The 16643-nt window shown below is 35.9% G+C and carries 8 protein-coding genes; all 8 read left to right on the plus strand.

The window, feature by feature from the left end:
- Window positions 1-5: 5 nt before the first annotated feature.
- Genes PW52_RS02135 through PW52_RS02170 form a run of 8 tightly spaced genes read left to right on the plus strand, consistent with a single transcriptional unit; the run spans window position 6 to window position 16637 of the window.
- Window positions 6-824, plus strand: coding sequence for an alpha/beta hydrolase (locus PW52_RS02135; protein WP_044631242.1), 819 nt, complete (start codon window positions 6-8; stop codon window positions 822-824).
- 5 nt (window positions 825-829) lie between these two features.
- Window positions 830-2323, plus strand: coding sequence for a sulfatase-like hydrolase/transferase (locus PW52_RS02140; RefSeq protein ID WP_082050806.1), 1494 nt, complete (start codon window positions 830-832; stop codon window positions 2321-2323).
- A gap of 4 nt (window positions 2324-2327) precedes the next feature.
- Window positions 2328-5138, plus strand: coding sequence for a heparinase II/III domain-containing protein (locus PW52_RS02145; protein ID WP_052823332.1), 2811 nt, complete (start codon window positions 2328-2330; stop codon window positions 5136-5138).
- Between the two features lie 16 nt (window positions 5139-5154).
- Entirely contained in the window at window positions 5155-7125 is a 1971-nt protein-coding gene (locus PW52_RS02150) for a glycoside hydrolase family 97 protein (RefSeq protein ID WP_044631314.1), read from the plus strand.
- 15 nt (window positions 7126-7140) lie between these two features.
- Complete coding sequence (locus PW52_RS02155) at window positions 7141-8808, plus strand: sulfatase family protein (protein WP_082050808.1); 1668 nt, start codon at window positions 7141-7143, stop codon at window positions 8806-8808.
- 15 nt (window positions 8809-8823) lie between these two features.
- Window positions 8824-11475: a hypothetical protein gene (locus PW52_RS02160; RefSeq protein ID WP_044631243.1), complete on the plus strand. Its 2652-nt coding sequence runs from the start codon at window positions 8824-8826 to the stop codon at window positions 11473-11475.
- Window position 11476: 1 nt separating this feature from the next.
- Entirely contained in the window at window positions 11477-14266 is a 2790-nt protein-coding gene (locus PW52_RS02165) for a heparinase II/III domain-containing protein (RefSeq protein WP_044631244.1), read from the plus strand.
- A 7-nt stretch (window positions 14267-14273) separates the two neighbouring features.
- Window positions 14274-16637 (plus strand): PDZ domain-containing protein, encoded by a 2364-nt coding sequence (locus PW52_RS02170; protein WP_044631245.1) that lies wholly within the window; start codon window positions 14274-14276, stop codon window positions 16635-16637.
- Window positions 16638-16643 lie beyond the last annotated feature (6 nt).

The following is a 16643-nucleotide window of genomic DNA, read 5'->3' on the forward strand; positions in this document are numbered from 1 at the left end:
TTTTTATGAAGAAGTATTTGCTAATTACAATATTGATTTGTTTTTCGTTTAAGTTATTTGCTTCAAATGTCGATACACTTTCGGTATATAGTAAATCAATGGATAAAACCATAAAAAATGTTGTAATAACGCCAGACGCATATCCAGAAAAAGGGAAGAAATATCCGGTAATTTACTTGCTTCATGGAGCCGGAGGAAATTATAAAGATTGGTTAAAAAAGGCTCCACAAATTAAAAACTATGTAGAAACATATAATGTGTTAATAGTTTGTCCTGATGGAGGGAAAACAAGTTGGTATTTCGATAGCCCTGTAGATGCTGCTATGCGTTACGAAACTTATGTTGCAAAAGAATTAGTTGCTCAAGTAGATGCTAAATACCAAACGGCGGCTAGTCGAGAAAAAAGAGCCATTACCGGTTTAAGTATGGGTGGACACGGCGCGTTGTATTTGGCATTTAAACATCAAGATATTTGGGGTGTTGCGGCGAGTATGAGTGGTGGAGTAGATGTTAGAGGTTTTCCATTAAGATGGCATTTGGCAGAAAGATTAGGAACTTATGCAGAACACCCAGAAAACTGGGAAACCCATATGGTTATTAATTTAACTCATCTGTTAGATGGTGAAAAGTTAAAATTTATGTTCGATTGTGGTACTGACGATTTTTTTTACAATGCCAATGTAAGGCTTCATAAAAAACTTTTAGAGCGTAATATTCCACACGATTATATCGAGCGCCCAGGAGGACATACCGTTGCGTATTGGCGAAATTCCATAAAATATCACATGCTTTATTTCAATGAATTTTTTAATCAATCAAATTAAAATTTATGCCTTTTAAAAAAGTAAACATATTTTCAATTTTCATTATTCTGTTTTGTTTTGTGGCTTGTAAAAACAACGTCGAGTCCAAAACAAAAACGGAGGAAACTAATACGCCTACAAGTAGTTTAATAAATAGCAAACCGAATATTGTAGTGCTTTTATGCGATGATTTAGGCTACGGCGATTTATCGTCTTTCGGGCATCCAATTATTAAAACACCTAATCTTGATAAGTTAGCCGAAACCGGAATAAAGCTCACTAATTTTTATTCTACAGCACCAGTATGTTCGCCATCGCGAGCAGGATTGTTAACTGGAAGAAGTCCAAATAAAGCAGGTATTTACGATTTTATTCCAGGCTTAAAAAAGAGTCCAGACAACCGCGATCTAGTGCATTTACAATCGCACGAAAAAACCATTCCAGCCATGTTAAAATCGGCTGGTTATGCAACCTGTTTAGTGGGGAAATGGCATTGTAGTTCTCGATTTAATTCAAATGAACAACCACAACCCGACGATTTTGGTTTCGATCATTGGATGGCAACGCACAATAACGCCGCACCTAGCCATAAAAACCCTAAAAACTTTATTAGAAATAGAGAAAAGGTAGGCGAAATTGAAGGATTTAGTAGTCAAATTATAATATCTGAAGCAATCGATTGGTTAAATGCTAAAAAAGACGATAAGCCTTTCTTTTTGGAAGTTACATTTCATGAGCCACACGAGCCTATTGCTTCACCTGAAGACTTAGTAGAAAAATATTTACCACAGGCTAAAACCAGAGAAGAAGCAGAGTATTTTGCAAATGTTGAAAATGTAGATATCGCTGTTGGTCGCTTAGTTGAATACTTTAAAGTAAACAATATGGACAACACTTTAATTGTGTTTAGTTCAGATAACGGACCAGAAACCTTAATGCGTTACAGCAGAGCAAAACATTCTTATGGTTCTCCAGGAGCACTAAGAGGAATGAAATTGTGGACTAACGAAGCTGGTTTTCGTGTGCCTGGAATCATCAATTGGTTGGGTAAAGAAACCTTTACTGGAACAACAAATAATGTAGTTTCTGCTTTAGATTATTTTCCAACCTTCGCTGTATTGGCTGGTGCAGAAACACCAAGTAATTTAGATGGAGAATCCTTTACATCACTTTTACAAACAGGTGAATTTAATAGAGAAAAACCACTTATTTGGGCCTTTTACGATGCTATTAACGAGCGTCGTGTTGCGATGCGAAAAGGCAAATACAAAATTATGGCGCGTATTGAAGCTAACGGGGAAACCTTAGGGAAAATCCATAACCTTTACGATGGTAACGAAGCTTTAGTTAAAAACGCAGAGTTAGTCGATTTTGTGATGTTTAATTTAGAACAAGATATTAACGAATCGGAAGATTTAAAAGATACAGAACCAGAGGTTTTCAATACAATGAAAATAGCGTTTCAAAAGGAATACAAAAAACTATTAGACGAAAGCCATATTTGGGTAAGAGCAGAATAATTACATGATTAAAAAAGTTGTCATATTAATTTTCGTATTTACCGTCTTTTTTACTGAAGATGCTACGGCTCAATTTATTTTTCCAGATGAAATTAGCAGAGCGCATCCACGTTTAATTTCATCGGCGGTAGATCGTGAAGCTATTCTAAAAGCGATAGACACTTCGCAGGCAATTAAGGCATCTTTTGAAGCTATTAAAAATGATGTTTCAAAATACGTAAATCAGTTTAAAACAGATAAAGATTGGTTGTCGTCTCGTCTGCAAATGTATTGGGAAAGTCATGCAACAAACGTATTTGTAAAAGGCGCAATATTTCATCATGCTTCGGGAAAAGCTCCGGTGCCAACCGTTCGGTTTACAGGGCAACGCGATTATGTTACAGATTATAAAACACCAAAAATTGAAGATGTAAAACCGTATTTTGAAGATAAACGCGGCCTATTTCTTCAAAATAAAAATACAGATAAATGGGAATGGGTAAGCCCTGAAAAAACAGGACGTGTTATTGAAAATACCAACGAAAATATTATGAAAATTGCCCGAAATGCGGCATTAGTTTATTTTGTTGAAGGCGATGAAGCCTATGCAAAATTAGCACAACATGTTTTCGATGTATACATGCAAGGTTTGTATTATAGAAATGAACCTGTTGATTTAGAACACGGCAATGTGCAAAACGTAATTGGCTTAACTTCTTTTCAAGTGATAAAAGAAAATATTGTTGATGAGTTAGCTGAAACGTATGATTTTATTTATGATTACATACAAGAAAATCATAAAAGTAGAAACGATATTTACACAGCTTCGTTAAAAAAACTTGCCGAAATTATTATTAAAAATGGCGTACCAGATAATAACTGGAATTTACACCAAGCCAATAAAGTGATTGAAATTGCTTTGGTTTTAGATAATAACGAGGCTTATAAAGATGGAAAAGGCTGTCAATATTATTTAAATCGTGTGTTTAACGAATCGGAAGCGCGCCAATGGTCGGTTAACGATGTCTTAAATTATGGCTACGATCAAGACAATGGTGTTTGGAACGAAAGTGCCGGTTATGCCTTAAGCGTTGCCGAAGGATTTACACATTTAGCAGGCGTTATTGAGGAAGCTTTAGGTGTAGATATTATGCCAAATATGCCAGTAATTCCAAAGGCAGTAAAAGTAATGCCACAATATTTATATCCTAATAAAAGTATTGTAGCTTTTGGCGATTCGCATTATGGCGAATTAAAAAGTCAGCCTTTTTTAGATGTGATAAGTAACGCCCAAAAATTCAATAAAAAAACAGAAGAAGCTACTTTTACTAGCATGCTTTTTATGCTGAAGAATAAACAGGAACTACTCACTAAAAAAGCACCAAAAAACGCCTTTAATGCTTTTGTTTACAATACTAACGTAACATTAAATAAAACCATTGAAGCTGCCGAATTAACGGATTATGCAACGGCGTCGTTTTACGCGCCAAATGTAAGTTGGTTGGCTATGCGAAATGGTATGGATAAGCACAACGGATTAATGATTTCGCAAGCGGCATCTTTAGGAAACCATGCGCATTCTAACGGAATTGCCATGGAATTGTATGGTAAAGGCTATATTTTGGCTCCCGAAGGAGGTCGTGGTTCTAGTTATTTTAGAAATGATTATCGTCAATATTATTCGCAATTTCCTGCGCACAATACCGTATCAGTTAACGGGAAATCGCAATACAATAAAATGCGTAGTTATTATGCCTTCGAAGTGAATGCTATGTATCCGGCTTCCGAAAGAAAATCTGGCTACTACCCAAATATTAATTTCTCCGATTTGTACTTTAACGAGCCAAGTACCAATGCCGACCAAAATAGAGTGATGAGTATTGTGCGAACAGGTGAAAATACGGGGTATTACATCGATATTTTTAGGTCGAAAACTAAAGCGGGCACTGCAAAATATCACGATTATTTTTATCATAATTTAGGGCAAGAGTTAGCTTTTTCAACCTTAAATAATCAAACGATTTCGCTTAAATCATCTTCAAAATTAAATTCTAAATCAGGAAATATTAAAGCTTACGATTTTTTATTTGATGAAATGTCAACACGTATAGAAACAGCATTTAAGGCCATTTATGATTTGTCAGTTAATAATGAGCAAGTTCAAATGAATATGTGGATGAATGCTGATGAAAATAGAGAACTTTTTAAAGTAAAGTCGCCACATTCTGAAGCCTTTCGTAAAATACTTCCAAAAGCAATTGAAGAAGCGCCACTGCTTACAACGGTAGTTCGACAATATGGTGAAGCCTGGAATAACCCTTTTGTAGCCGTTTACGAGCCTTCAACCAATAAAGAACCTGCCACAATTAAAACGGTAGAAACCTTTAAAATAGATTCAAAACCTAGTTTTATTGGGGTAAAAATAGCGAGCAAAACAAACCGGGTAGATTATGTGTTTTCTTCCACTAGTCAAGAAGTTTGTCAACATCAATCCATTGATTTTACAGGTACGTTTGGTATGTTAACGCAAGAAGGTAATGTAACGATATTGTTTATTGGCGCTGGTAAAAAAATAAGTTTTAACGGCTATACCGTTGAAATTCTTGGTAAAAAATCGAGTTCGGCCACATTGGTTACGGGCGAGCAGTTTAAATTAACAAACAATGATGCTATTTTACTAACCGTTCCAGACACTTTTAAAAAAGGCGCCATGGTTTTAAACATTGGATTTAAACAATTAAACGGAAGCAGAAAAACAATAGATGGAAAGAAAGTGGTTCAATTTAAAGTGCCACCTACAAATTATCAAAATATATCAATTAAACTAAAAGCATAAACTAATGAACCTAATTATGAAAAAAGTGTTGCTAGTCATTTGTGTATTGTCAATTTTTAGTAGTTGCAAAACACAGGAAACTATAGAATTATTATCACCCGATGCATCAAAAAAAATGGTGTTTTTAAATGGTGAAAATAAAAATGACATTACCTTTTCGGTGTTTTATGGTACCCAACAAGTGGTTGAAACTTCGGTATTGGAGTTAGTTGCAGATGCGCTTGATTTTAAAGGTGAAGTTGTAGTTGAAAACATTGAGAAAACATCAGTTAACACCACTTGGGATTCAAACTTTTCAGAATTAAGCAGTATTCCAGACCATTACAATCAAATAAAAATTTATTTAAAACAAGGCAAAGCAAAATTAAATGTTATTGCCAGAGCTTATAACGAAGGTGTTGCGTTTGCTTACGAAATTCCGAAGCAGAATAATGTAGAAGACATAAAATTAAGCGAAAACATCAATTATAATTTCACTGAAGATTATCCGGTATGGTCAACGCCTAAACGAGAAAAAGGGAAATTGACGGCACAAGGCGAATACAAAAAAATACCGTTAAGCCAATTGAAAGAAGGTTGCGAAAGACCATTGTTAGTTGAAGTTGCCGATAGTATAAAAATAGCCTTAGCCGAAGCTCGATTGGTAGATTATGCACGCTTGAGTTATAACAAAGGCACAGCATCAAAATTTAGTATTCAATCGTCTTTAGATGGAAAAATACAAGACACCAAACAAGACCTTGTAACAGGTGCTATTATTTCAGAACGCAATGATAAGGGCTTCAAAATTCATCAAAAATTACCAATTATGTCGCCATGGCGCGTGGTAATGATGGGGAATAGTTATGCCGATTTATTAGAGAAAAATTACATCATTCAAAATTTAAATCCACCATCAGCCATCGATGATTCTTGGGTAGAACCCGGGAAAGTTTTACGTGAAACAACACTAACAACCAAAGGCGGTTTTGCGGCAATTGATTTTGTGGCAAGCCATAATATGCAATATGTACATTTTGATGCCGGTTGGTATGGCAATGAAATGGATAACAAATCAGATGCTACAACCGTAACGCTCGACCCAAAACGTTCTAAAGGCCCTTTTGATATTGAAGCCATTTGTAAATATGCCAAAGAAAAAGGCGTAAAAGTAATGCTATACATAAACCGTAGAGCTTTAGAAGGAAAGGTTGATGAGGTTTTTCCTGTACTTAAAAAATGGGGCGTTTCTGGTGTAAAATATGGTTTTGTTCGTGTGGGCGATCAAGATGCAACAGCTTGGATGCACGAAGCGGTTAAAAAAGCAGCAAAGTATAAATTGGTTATAGATATTCATGATGAATACAGACCAACAGGGTTTTCAAGAACCTATCCAAATTTATTAACACAAGAAGGTATTCGAGGCGATGAAGAAACCGTACCAAACGAACATACATTAATTACCATGTTTACAAGAATGTTGGCTGGTGCTGCCGATAATACCGTGTGTTACTATAATAAGCGTGTAGATAAAATGGGATCGCATGCCTCACAAATGGCAAAAACAGTATGTGTTTTTAGTCCGTTACAATTTTTATACTGGTACGATAAAGCACCTGCGGCACCTGTAAAAGACGACGGACTTTGGGGCGATACTAAAACCATTGGTAACGAGCCAGAACTAGAGTTTTTTAACAACGTACCAACCACTTGGGACGAAACTAAAGTACTGCAAGCCGAAATTGGCGAAATAGGTGTTATTGCCAGAAGAAAAGGAAACGATTGGTTTGTGGGTTGTATAAACGGAACAAAAGCGCAACAAGTTGTGGTAGACTTTTCATTTTTAGAGGCAAACGAATCTTACAATGCCAAGTTATATACAGATGACGAAACGGTAAATACAAGAACCAAAGTAAAAATTACAGAATCAGAATTAAACAATCAATCAAAATTAAATTTATCGGTTAAAGCCAATAATGGTTTTGTAATGCATATCAAAAAACAATAATCAAACTAAAATACTATGAAACTAATATTAAAATGTGTTACTGTAATGCTCTGTTTTGCGGTAATAGCTTGTAAAAACAAAGAAACCAAACAAGAACCCGTTGTAAAAAAAGAACTTCCGGCTAAGCGACCAAACATCATTTTTATGATGTCTGATGATCATGCGTATCAAGCGATTAGCGCCTACAGCAATCATTTAATCGAAACACCAAATATAGATCGTATTGCAGACGAGGGTATTAAGTTTACTAACGCCTGTGTGTCTAACTCTATTTGTGCACCATCAAGAGCAACTATTTTAACGGGTAAACATTGCCACATTCATGGTAAAGTAGATAATGTTTTTCCTTTTGATGAATCGCAAACTACCTTTCCGCAACTTATGCAACAAGCGGGTTATAAAACCGCTATGTTTGGTAAATTACACTTTGGAAACAACCCTAAAGGCGTTGATGAATTTAAAATTTTACCAGGACAAGGCCGCTATTACAACCCTATTTTTAATACAAATGATGGTCAAATTACAGTTGAAGGTTATGTAACCGATATTATTATGGACATGACCTTGGAGTGGTTAGAAGAAAATAAAGAAGACGACCAACCATTTATGTTATTCTCTATGCAAAAAGCACCGCACAGAGAGTGGTTGCCTGCACCGCGTCATTTTAAAGAATATACCAAGAAAACATTTGTAGAGCCAGAAACGTTGTTCGACGATTATGAAGGTAGAGGAAGTGCTGCTAAGACAGCAGAAATGAATTTACTAAAACATATGAATTGGGCTGGAGATGCTAAAATTTACCCAGAACTTATGAAAGAACTCGGTTTAAAAGATGAGTCTGGTTGGGATTTAGAAGCTTTTGAGCGTGAAGTTGGAGCTATGAACGAAACACAACGTGCCGTTTGGGATTCTACTTACGGACCGGTAATGGCAGATTTTAAAGCAAAATATCCAGAAATGGACGATAAAGCTTTAATGAAATGGCGCTACCAACGTTACATGCAAGATTATTTAGGTTGCATTGCTTCGGTTGATGAAAATGTGGGGCGTTTACTAGATTATTTAGATGAATCTGGTTTGGATGAAAATACCATGATTATTTATACGTCCGATCAAGGATTTTACCTTGGTGAACACGGTTGGTTCGATAAGCGTTTCGTGTACGATGAGTCGTTTAAAACACCATTATTAATTAAATGGCCAAATGTTATCGAACCAGGAATTACAAACACCGAAATGGTGCAGAATTTAGATTTTGCACAAACCATTTTAGAAGCAGCTAAAATTGAAGCGCCTAGCGACATGCAAGGCGAAAGTTTAATACCGTTGCTTTTAGGGAATCAAGAAGAATGGACGCGCGATGCAGTATATTATCATTATTACGAATATCCTGGTATTCATATGGTAAAAAGGCATTACGCCATAATTACACAAGAATATAAATTGGCGCATTTTTATTACGATGTGGATGAGTGGGAACTTTACGACCGTAAAAAAGATCCGCAAGAAATGAAAAACGTTATTAACGATCCGGCCTATGCCGATGTGGTTGTGAAATTAAAAGAACAATTAAAAGAGATGCGTGCGCATTATGGTGATAGCTCGGAGTTAGACCAAGAGATTCTGAGAAAGTATTTAGAAGCTAAAGACAACCCAGATATTGAAACTGTGCCGTTGCACTAAAACGCAATTTTATTTATGAAGTTTAAAAACATTGTAGTTGTTATTTTAACCTGTTGTTTAAATGTGGTTGTTGCCCAAAAAGCAGAACACCCAAGAATTTATACAAAGACAAGTGAGCGCACTAATATTATTAATAAAATTGAAACTGAAGCTTGGGCAAAAACGGCGTGGGAAGCTTTGTTACAAGATATCGATGTGCATGTTAATCGTCACGCTACCAATCCGGAATGGATGGTGTCTCGATTAGCCATGTATTGGAAAGATGGCGAGCGTTACACACAATGTTATATTAAAAACCAAGATTGGAATTATGGCGAGGGTAATGCGCCACTTCCAACGGTTCGCTTACCCGGAATGCGTCGCTGGAACGATTTTGTAAATGTGCCTCTAGAAGACAGAACACCTTACAACGAAACAGGTGACATGCTAGGAATTAGCCGTTCAAGTGCCGATAAAACACCAGTTTTAGTGCCTTATAAGGAAACCGGCCACATGATTCGCCAGAATAATTCTGAAATTTTAAAATTAGCCGAAAAATCAGCTTTTGCCTATTTCATAACTCAAGAAGAAAAATACGCTAAATTTTCGGCTGATATTTTCTGGACGTGGATGCTTGGTACGTATTACATGCAACCACCTTTAGATCCTGAAAAATCTAGTAAAGGCCCTGGCGGTTACGCACCTGGTGGTATTTTAGGCTATTACGATTACGAAGTAATTCACGACGATCGTCAAGATTTTGCAGCGGCCATTTACGATTTTCTGTACAATTACTTAAATGCAAATCCGCATAAACATTTAAAAACCATTGATAAATCGGTTACCGATGTGTCTAGCGAAGTTTTTAAACGCTTCATTGAAATTGGTTTAGTTCGCGGTGGCAAAAAAGGGAATTGGAATGTAAATCGCTACCGCCACATTATGAATAGTATTTTGGTTTTAGAGCCAAATGAATTTTACGACGATAAAAAAGGACGCGACTATTACATTCCGTTTTACACTGAAAAATCGGGCGATCATTACGCTGGTTTACCCGAAATTGTTGCCAATTATAACAAGGTCACTGGTTTATGGCCAGAGTCTCCTGGTTATGCCTCTGGCATGATTCCTTTTGTGTTAGAAATGGGATTAAAACTGTATAATTCTGGCGTAAATACTTTGGCAGGAAACCCCATAATAGAAAAAGCTGCTTTAGCCAATTTAGGTTGGTTAGATGCCCGCGGAAACTTGGTGTTATTTGGCGATATGCGCGGTGGTCCAGCAAATATGTCGGCCTTTGAATCGTTGTTAACTTATGCCATTTGGGAAGGGAATACAGAAACAGCGAAAAGTATGGCAACTGCCATTCGAAAAAATATAGCTTCGGGTCAATATAAACGTGAAAATTCAGGATGGCAAGGCATTATTTTTAATCAACCCTTACCAGAGTCTGGAAGCGAATTGCCGTTTCATAAAGCGGCCTATTCGCCATTTCACAGACATATAATCATGAAAAACGGTAACGATGAAGCCAACGGATTAATGTTTACGCTCTACGGCGGAAGATACCAATCGCACTTAGCCGAAAACGGATTAGCTATGCAGTTTTATAGCAACGGTTGGGTCATGTCTCCAGATGCTTCGGCTTACGAATCGTATTGGTCTAAAGATGCTGGTTATCATCGCGGAATTACAGGCTCAAATACCATCGTTCCAGGCTATAAAAAAGGAGTCATTTCCATTAATGCTATGGAGCCATCGGTAGACACAACAAATAGTTTTTATAATACAGCTTCGGTTTCAGACAATGTATCCTTTGCTGATGTTTCAGCTGAAGAAAAACGCCGATTAGTAGCCATGATTCGTACTTCGGAAACCACAGGGTATTATGTTGATGTTTTTAGATCAAATCAAAACAATAACGATTATATTCATCATAATTTAGGGCATTCAGTGTCATTAAAAAACACATCAAATACAACCTTAAAATTGAATGATGTAAATGATTTAGGAACTCAATACGATAAAAATTATAGCTTCTTCAAAAATCAGAAAAAAATAAAATTTAATGAAGATTTTAATGCGACTTGGGATGTTGAAGATTTAACGGTAAATATGTGGATGATGGGACAAAATAACCGCGAACTTTATACGGTTACAGCGCCGCCAACCACACTTAGAAGCGATATTACACCAAACCAGATTAATAAAAGCCCAGAAACTACGCCAACGTTAATTGTGAGGCAAAACGGTATAAATGGCGCAGAACATCCTTTTGTATCGGTTTTTGAAACTTTTAAAACGGGTGAAAAAGCCATTAAAAATATTTCAAAAATTGAAGCCAACGAAAGTGTTGTAGGTATAAAGGTTGAAGGTGAACATAGTACACAAATTATATTAAGTTCTACAGATCAAAAATTATTTAAACCCTTAAAAGGAATTGCTTTTGAAGGTATTTTTGGAGTTATTTCAGAAAAAAACAACGCGTTTGAATATTTGTATTTAGGAACAGGCAAATCGCTTCAACACGGAAACTTTAAAATTGAAGCTATTAACGAAACGGTTTCGGCCGAATTACGATATAAAGATGGACGTTATTTTTATTCATCAGATAAACCAGTTTCAATTAAATTAAATAAAGGAAAAGCAAAAACCTATCCTGCTGGATACCATATTGAAATTAAATAAAATGAGTAAAACCAAAATACATATTTATTTAAGTTTCGCTTTAATTTTTGGCGTTGGTATGTTGTTTGCGCAACAATTACAACATCCAAGAGTTTTTGTAACCAACAGCGAAAAAGCTGATTTTTTACAAACTTTAAAATCGGTATCTTGGAAAAACGATTTAATTGAAAAAAAGACCAAAAACCTTGAAAAGTACCTAGCGTATTGTGAAAAAGATCCCAAATGGTTGGTGTCTCGTTTACAAATGAACTGGAAAACAAAGCACAATAAGGTGTTTTTAAAAGGAGGTGACTTTTCACATTCTGAAGGAACTGCGCCTGTACCAACAGTGCGTTATTCGGGAACTCGTGATTGGGCTACCGATTACAATAGGCCGAAGCTAGAAGATGTTGAACCTTATTTTGACGACCCTCGCGGACTTTTTCTTGAGCATAAAAAAACAGGAAAAAAAGAATGGATTCATCCATCGGAAGCTGGATTTGCTGTCGAGAAAATTAACGAGCAAATTATGAGTTTAGCTGCCGATGCAGCGCTTTTATATTGGCTAACTAACGATAAAAAATATGCCGAATTTGCGGCGCCTGTTTTTTTAACTTACATCGATGGGATGCACTATCGAGACGCGCCTATAGATTTAAATAAATCGAACCAACAATTTATTTCTGGTTTGGCAACTTTCGAGGTTATTCACGAAGGTATTGTGGTGTCTTTAGTTACGGTTTACGATTTTTTATATAATTATTTTCAATCAGAAAAGGTCGATTTGTCACATTCGGCGGCAGTGTTTCAAAAGTGGGGCGATCAAATCATAAAATATGGTATTCCAGATAATAATTGGAATCTGTTTCAAGCACGTTTTTTAACATACATTGCTTTAGTTTTAGAGCCAAATGCGGCTTATAAAAATGGAAAAGGGCGCGAGTATTACTTAGATTATACGTTTAATATTTCAACCGACAGACAAATTGCCGTAAGCGAATCGCTAAACGTGTACGATCAAGAAACTGGAATATGGCCAGAAAGTCCTAATTATTCGGTGCATGTTATTACAACGCTGTTAAAAATATTTACGCTACTCGACCATAATACCAATGCTAACGAAATAGCTAAATACCCTATTTTAGAAAAGGCGGTTTTAGCGTCATTTCAATATTTATTTCCGTCGGGTTATATGGTTGGTTTTGGCGATGGCGGCCATAAAATTTTGCCTCCAGAGAATTTCGAACTTTTAATTTCAAATTACAGAAAGTACGAACAGAAAGATAAAGAAGCTTTAATTTCCGGATTCTTATCGGAGTTTATTTCTAATAATTTATATAAAAGGCAGGCAAAAGATTTATTTAATTTATTCTTTTATGTTGATGATATTGTTGACAGTAAAGCCAATTTAAAAGCACTAACCACGCCAACATTTTATGCGCCAAATGTAAGCATGTTTAATCAGCGATTAGGAGTAGGAGATGATGCTGTTATGTTATCGACTGTGGCGTCGTTTGGTAATCATGCACACGCCAATGGTATTTCTTTAGAGTTGTTTGCTAACAATTATGTATTGGCCCCAGATTCAGGTAAAGGTCCGAGTTACTGGCATCCAACCTTTAGAAATTATTATGCGCGAATGCCAGCACATAATACGGTTATTGTCGACGGAAAATCGAATTATAATAACATGCGAACTTATCATCCGTTTAAGTTAAATTATTGTTTTCCAGCATCGGCACAAACTACAAGTTTCAACGAGCTAACCTTTTCGCAAGTGTCTTTTTTAGAGCCCGAAACCGTATCTAACCAACAGCGTTTTTCGGCTATAATAAATACGCCAACCAAAAAACCGTATGTAATTGATGTGTTTCGCTCCAAAAAACAAAAAGAGGATAAACAAAAGCACGAATATATTTACCGAAATTTAGGACAAGAATTGGCGTTTTTCGATGAAAACTCTAAGCCTTTAAAGTTTGAAAAAACCGAAGATTTAAGTTCGAAAAACGGACAATTAAAAGCCTACGATTTCTTTTCAAGCAAACAAAAAACAACAACGTCAAATCCAGTAAATGCTTTATTCACATTGAATGAAATAGGGAAACCGAGTAACTTGATGAAACTTTGGATAAAGCCTAACGAAAACCAAACCATTTATAAGTTTAAATCGCCAAACTCAAACGCTTTAAGTGAAGGTACAGCGCCAAAAGCTATTCTTAAAGATTCTTTGCATACATTAATTTTAAAGCGGGAAGAAGCCGCATGGAATAATCCTTTTGCTGTGGTTTTTAATCCGTATAATCAAGGTGAAGAAAATCCAATTAACAATGTTAAATTTTCTACTCTCCAAGATTACCCAAGCACTCAAATTATTGATGTGAGTTTGAATGATAACGTAAACGAAGACAGAATTGTTTTAAACGAAAGTGCAACGGGCATCGCTAAAACTAAAAATTTATATCAAAAGGGTTTGTTGTCTGTAATTCGAACTTCAAAAAATAAAGAAGCTTTCGATTTTATGTTTCTATCGGCTGTAAGTCGAGTAGATTATAATAATTGGACTATTATAGCTTCAACCGAACCTTTAACTTTATCAGTAAAGAAAACTGAAACAGGTTTTGTATTAGAAAACGATAAGCCATTTACAATTAATTTACCATATAAAACTGGAAATAAACGTGCCGAATTAACTGTTTTTGAAAACGGAAAAGCTATGTTTAGTAGAACTGCAGTTTTAAATAGAAATAACCCAAGCCAACAATATTTTAAACTAGAAAAATCATATAAAAAAGCAACCATAACTTTAAACTAAACTAATAATGAGGAAACAAATATCAAGTTTATTATTTCTTTTTGTTCTTGTTTTGTCCTGCCATATTAAAGCAGAAACTATTCAGCTTTATGTGTCTCCAACAGGTGATGAAGCTAATTCAGGAAGTCAGTCTGAACCTTTTTCAACTTTAGGACAAGCCATAGCTAAAGCCACAGCAATTAAAGTAAATCAAGCCAATGCCGAAATTGTTATTAATGTATTGCCAGGAGATTATTACTTGTCTGAAGCTATTAAAATTCCAGCAACTTTAAGCGGAATAACCATTACAGGAACAAGTGCCGATGAGGTAGCCATAAAAGGTTCGAAATTATTAGCTCCAAAATGGGAAAAATATAACGACAATATTTATGTAACTACGGTTGATGCTGGTTTAAACTTCGATCAGCTCGTTGTAAATGGTGAAGCCCAAATTTTAGCACGCTATCCCAATTACGATGAAAACGGACATTATTGGCAAGGTTATGCTGCCGATGCTATTTCGAAGGAACGTGTAGCAACATGGAACAATCCTGAAGGTGCCTTTTTTCATGCCTTACACAAAGGGCGTTGGGGCGGATTTCATTATGTAATTACCGGAGTAGATACTGACGGAAATGCCATTTTAGAAGGCGGGCACCAAAATAATCGAGGTAGTCGATACCATGAAGAATATCAAATGGTTGAAAATGTGTTTGAAGAACTAGATAGCCCAGGCGAATGGTTTTTTAACAAAGCAACAAACCAATTGTATTACTGGCCTGCAAATAATGTAAATTTAAACAATGATGCTTTTGAAGTAGCTGTTTTAAAAGATTTAATTCAAGTTGAAGGCACATTAGAAAATCCAGTTGAAAACGTAACAATTAGCAACATTACTTTCGAAAATACCACAAGAACGTTCATGGAAGAGTTCGAACCCTTACTACGAAGCGATTGGACCATTTACCGTGGTGCAGTGCTGTTTTTTGAAGGGACAGAAGGTTGTAAATTGGAAAATAGTGTATTTACCAATTTAGGGGGCAATGTTATTATGGCGAGTAAATACAATAAAAATTTGGTGGTTGAAGGTAATCATATAGTAAATTGTGGTGGTAGCGCGGTGTCGTTTATTGGCGATCCTTCGGCGGTACGTTCGCCATCGTTTAATTATGGGAAATACGTCGATTTAAAAGACATGGACACCGTTCATGGGCCAAAAAATAAATTGTATCCGCAAGCATGTTTGGTAGTTAATAATTTAATTCACCGCATTGGTAGAATTGAAAAACAAACGGCTGGAGTACAAATTTCTATGGCTATGGATATTACGGTGCGACACAATAGTATTTACGATGTGCCAAGAGCCGGAATTAATATTGGCGATGGGACTTGGGGTGGCCACATTCTGGAGTTTAACGATGTGTTTAATACGGTTTTAGAAACCAGCGATCATGGCTCGTTTAATTCTTGGGGTCGCGATCGTTTTTGGCATCCTAACCGAAGTAAAATGAATGAAATAACAACCGAAATGCCAGATATGTATTTGTGGGATGCGGTTAAAACTACAATAATTAGAAATAACCGTTTTCGTTGCGACCACGGTTGGGATATCGATTTAGACGATGGTTCATCAAACTACCATATATACAATAATTTGATGTTGAATAGCGGCCTTAAATTACGTGAAGGTTTTAATCGTGTGGCAGAAAATAACATAATGGTTAATAATTCGTTGCATCCACATGTGTGGTTTGCTAATAGCGAAGATGTTTTTAAATACAATATTGTTGGCGATACCTACCAAGATGTTGGTTTGTTAGGTTGGGGGAAAGAATTAGATTATAATTTATTTCCAACCGAAGCCGCCATGTTAAAACCTCAAATTTACGATCGCGACAAACACAGTGCTTTTGGAAATCCAAAGTTTAAAGATCCAGCAAATTTAGATTTTACAGTTGCTGAAGATTCACCAGCTTTAAAGTTAGGTTTTAAAAACTTTCCAATGGATAAATTTGGTGTACAAAAACCAGAGTTAAAACAGTTAGCAAAAACACCAGAAGTTCCAGAAATAAAAGACCCAAGTAAAAGTAAAACAAGTCCGGTGGTAGCATGGTTACGTAACCAATTAAAAAATGTAGAATCGGAGCAAGAACAATCGGCTTACGGGCTAAATACTGCCGAAGGTGTTATTGTGCTTCGTATCTGGAAACCAAGTCCTGCTGTACAAAATAATGGTATTAAAAAAGGCGATGTTATTCTTGAAGCCGATGGGGAACCTGTTAAAACCATCACCGATTTCTTCAAAATATCATCAGAAAACAAAACAGATAAAATGAATTTGGTTATTATGCGTAACCAAACCGAACAAAAATTAACTATAAACACTAAATAATTTTAT

Origin of the sequence: Neotamlana sedimentorum, from assembly GCF_000943565.1 — a bacterium.
GTDB classification, from domain to species: Bacteria; Bacteroidota; Bacteroidia; order Flavobacteriales; family Flavobacteriaceae; genus Neotamlana; species Neotamlana sedimentorum.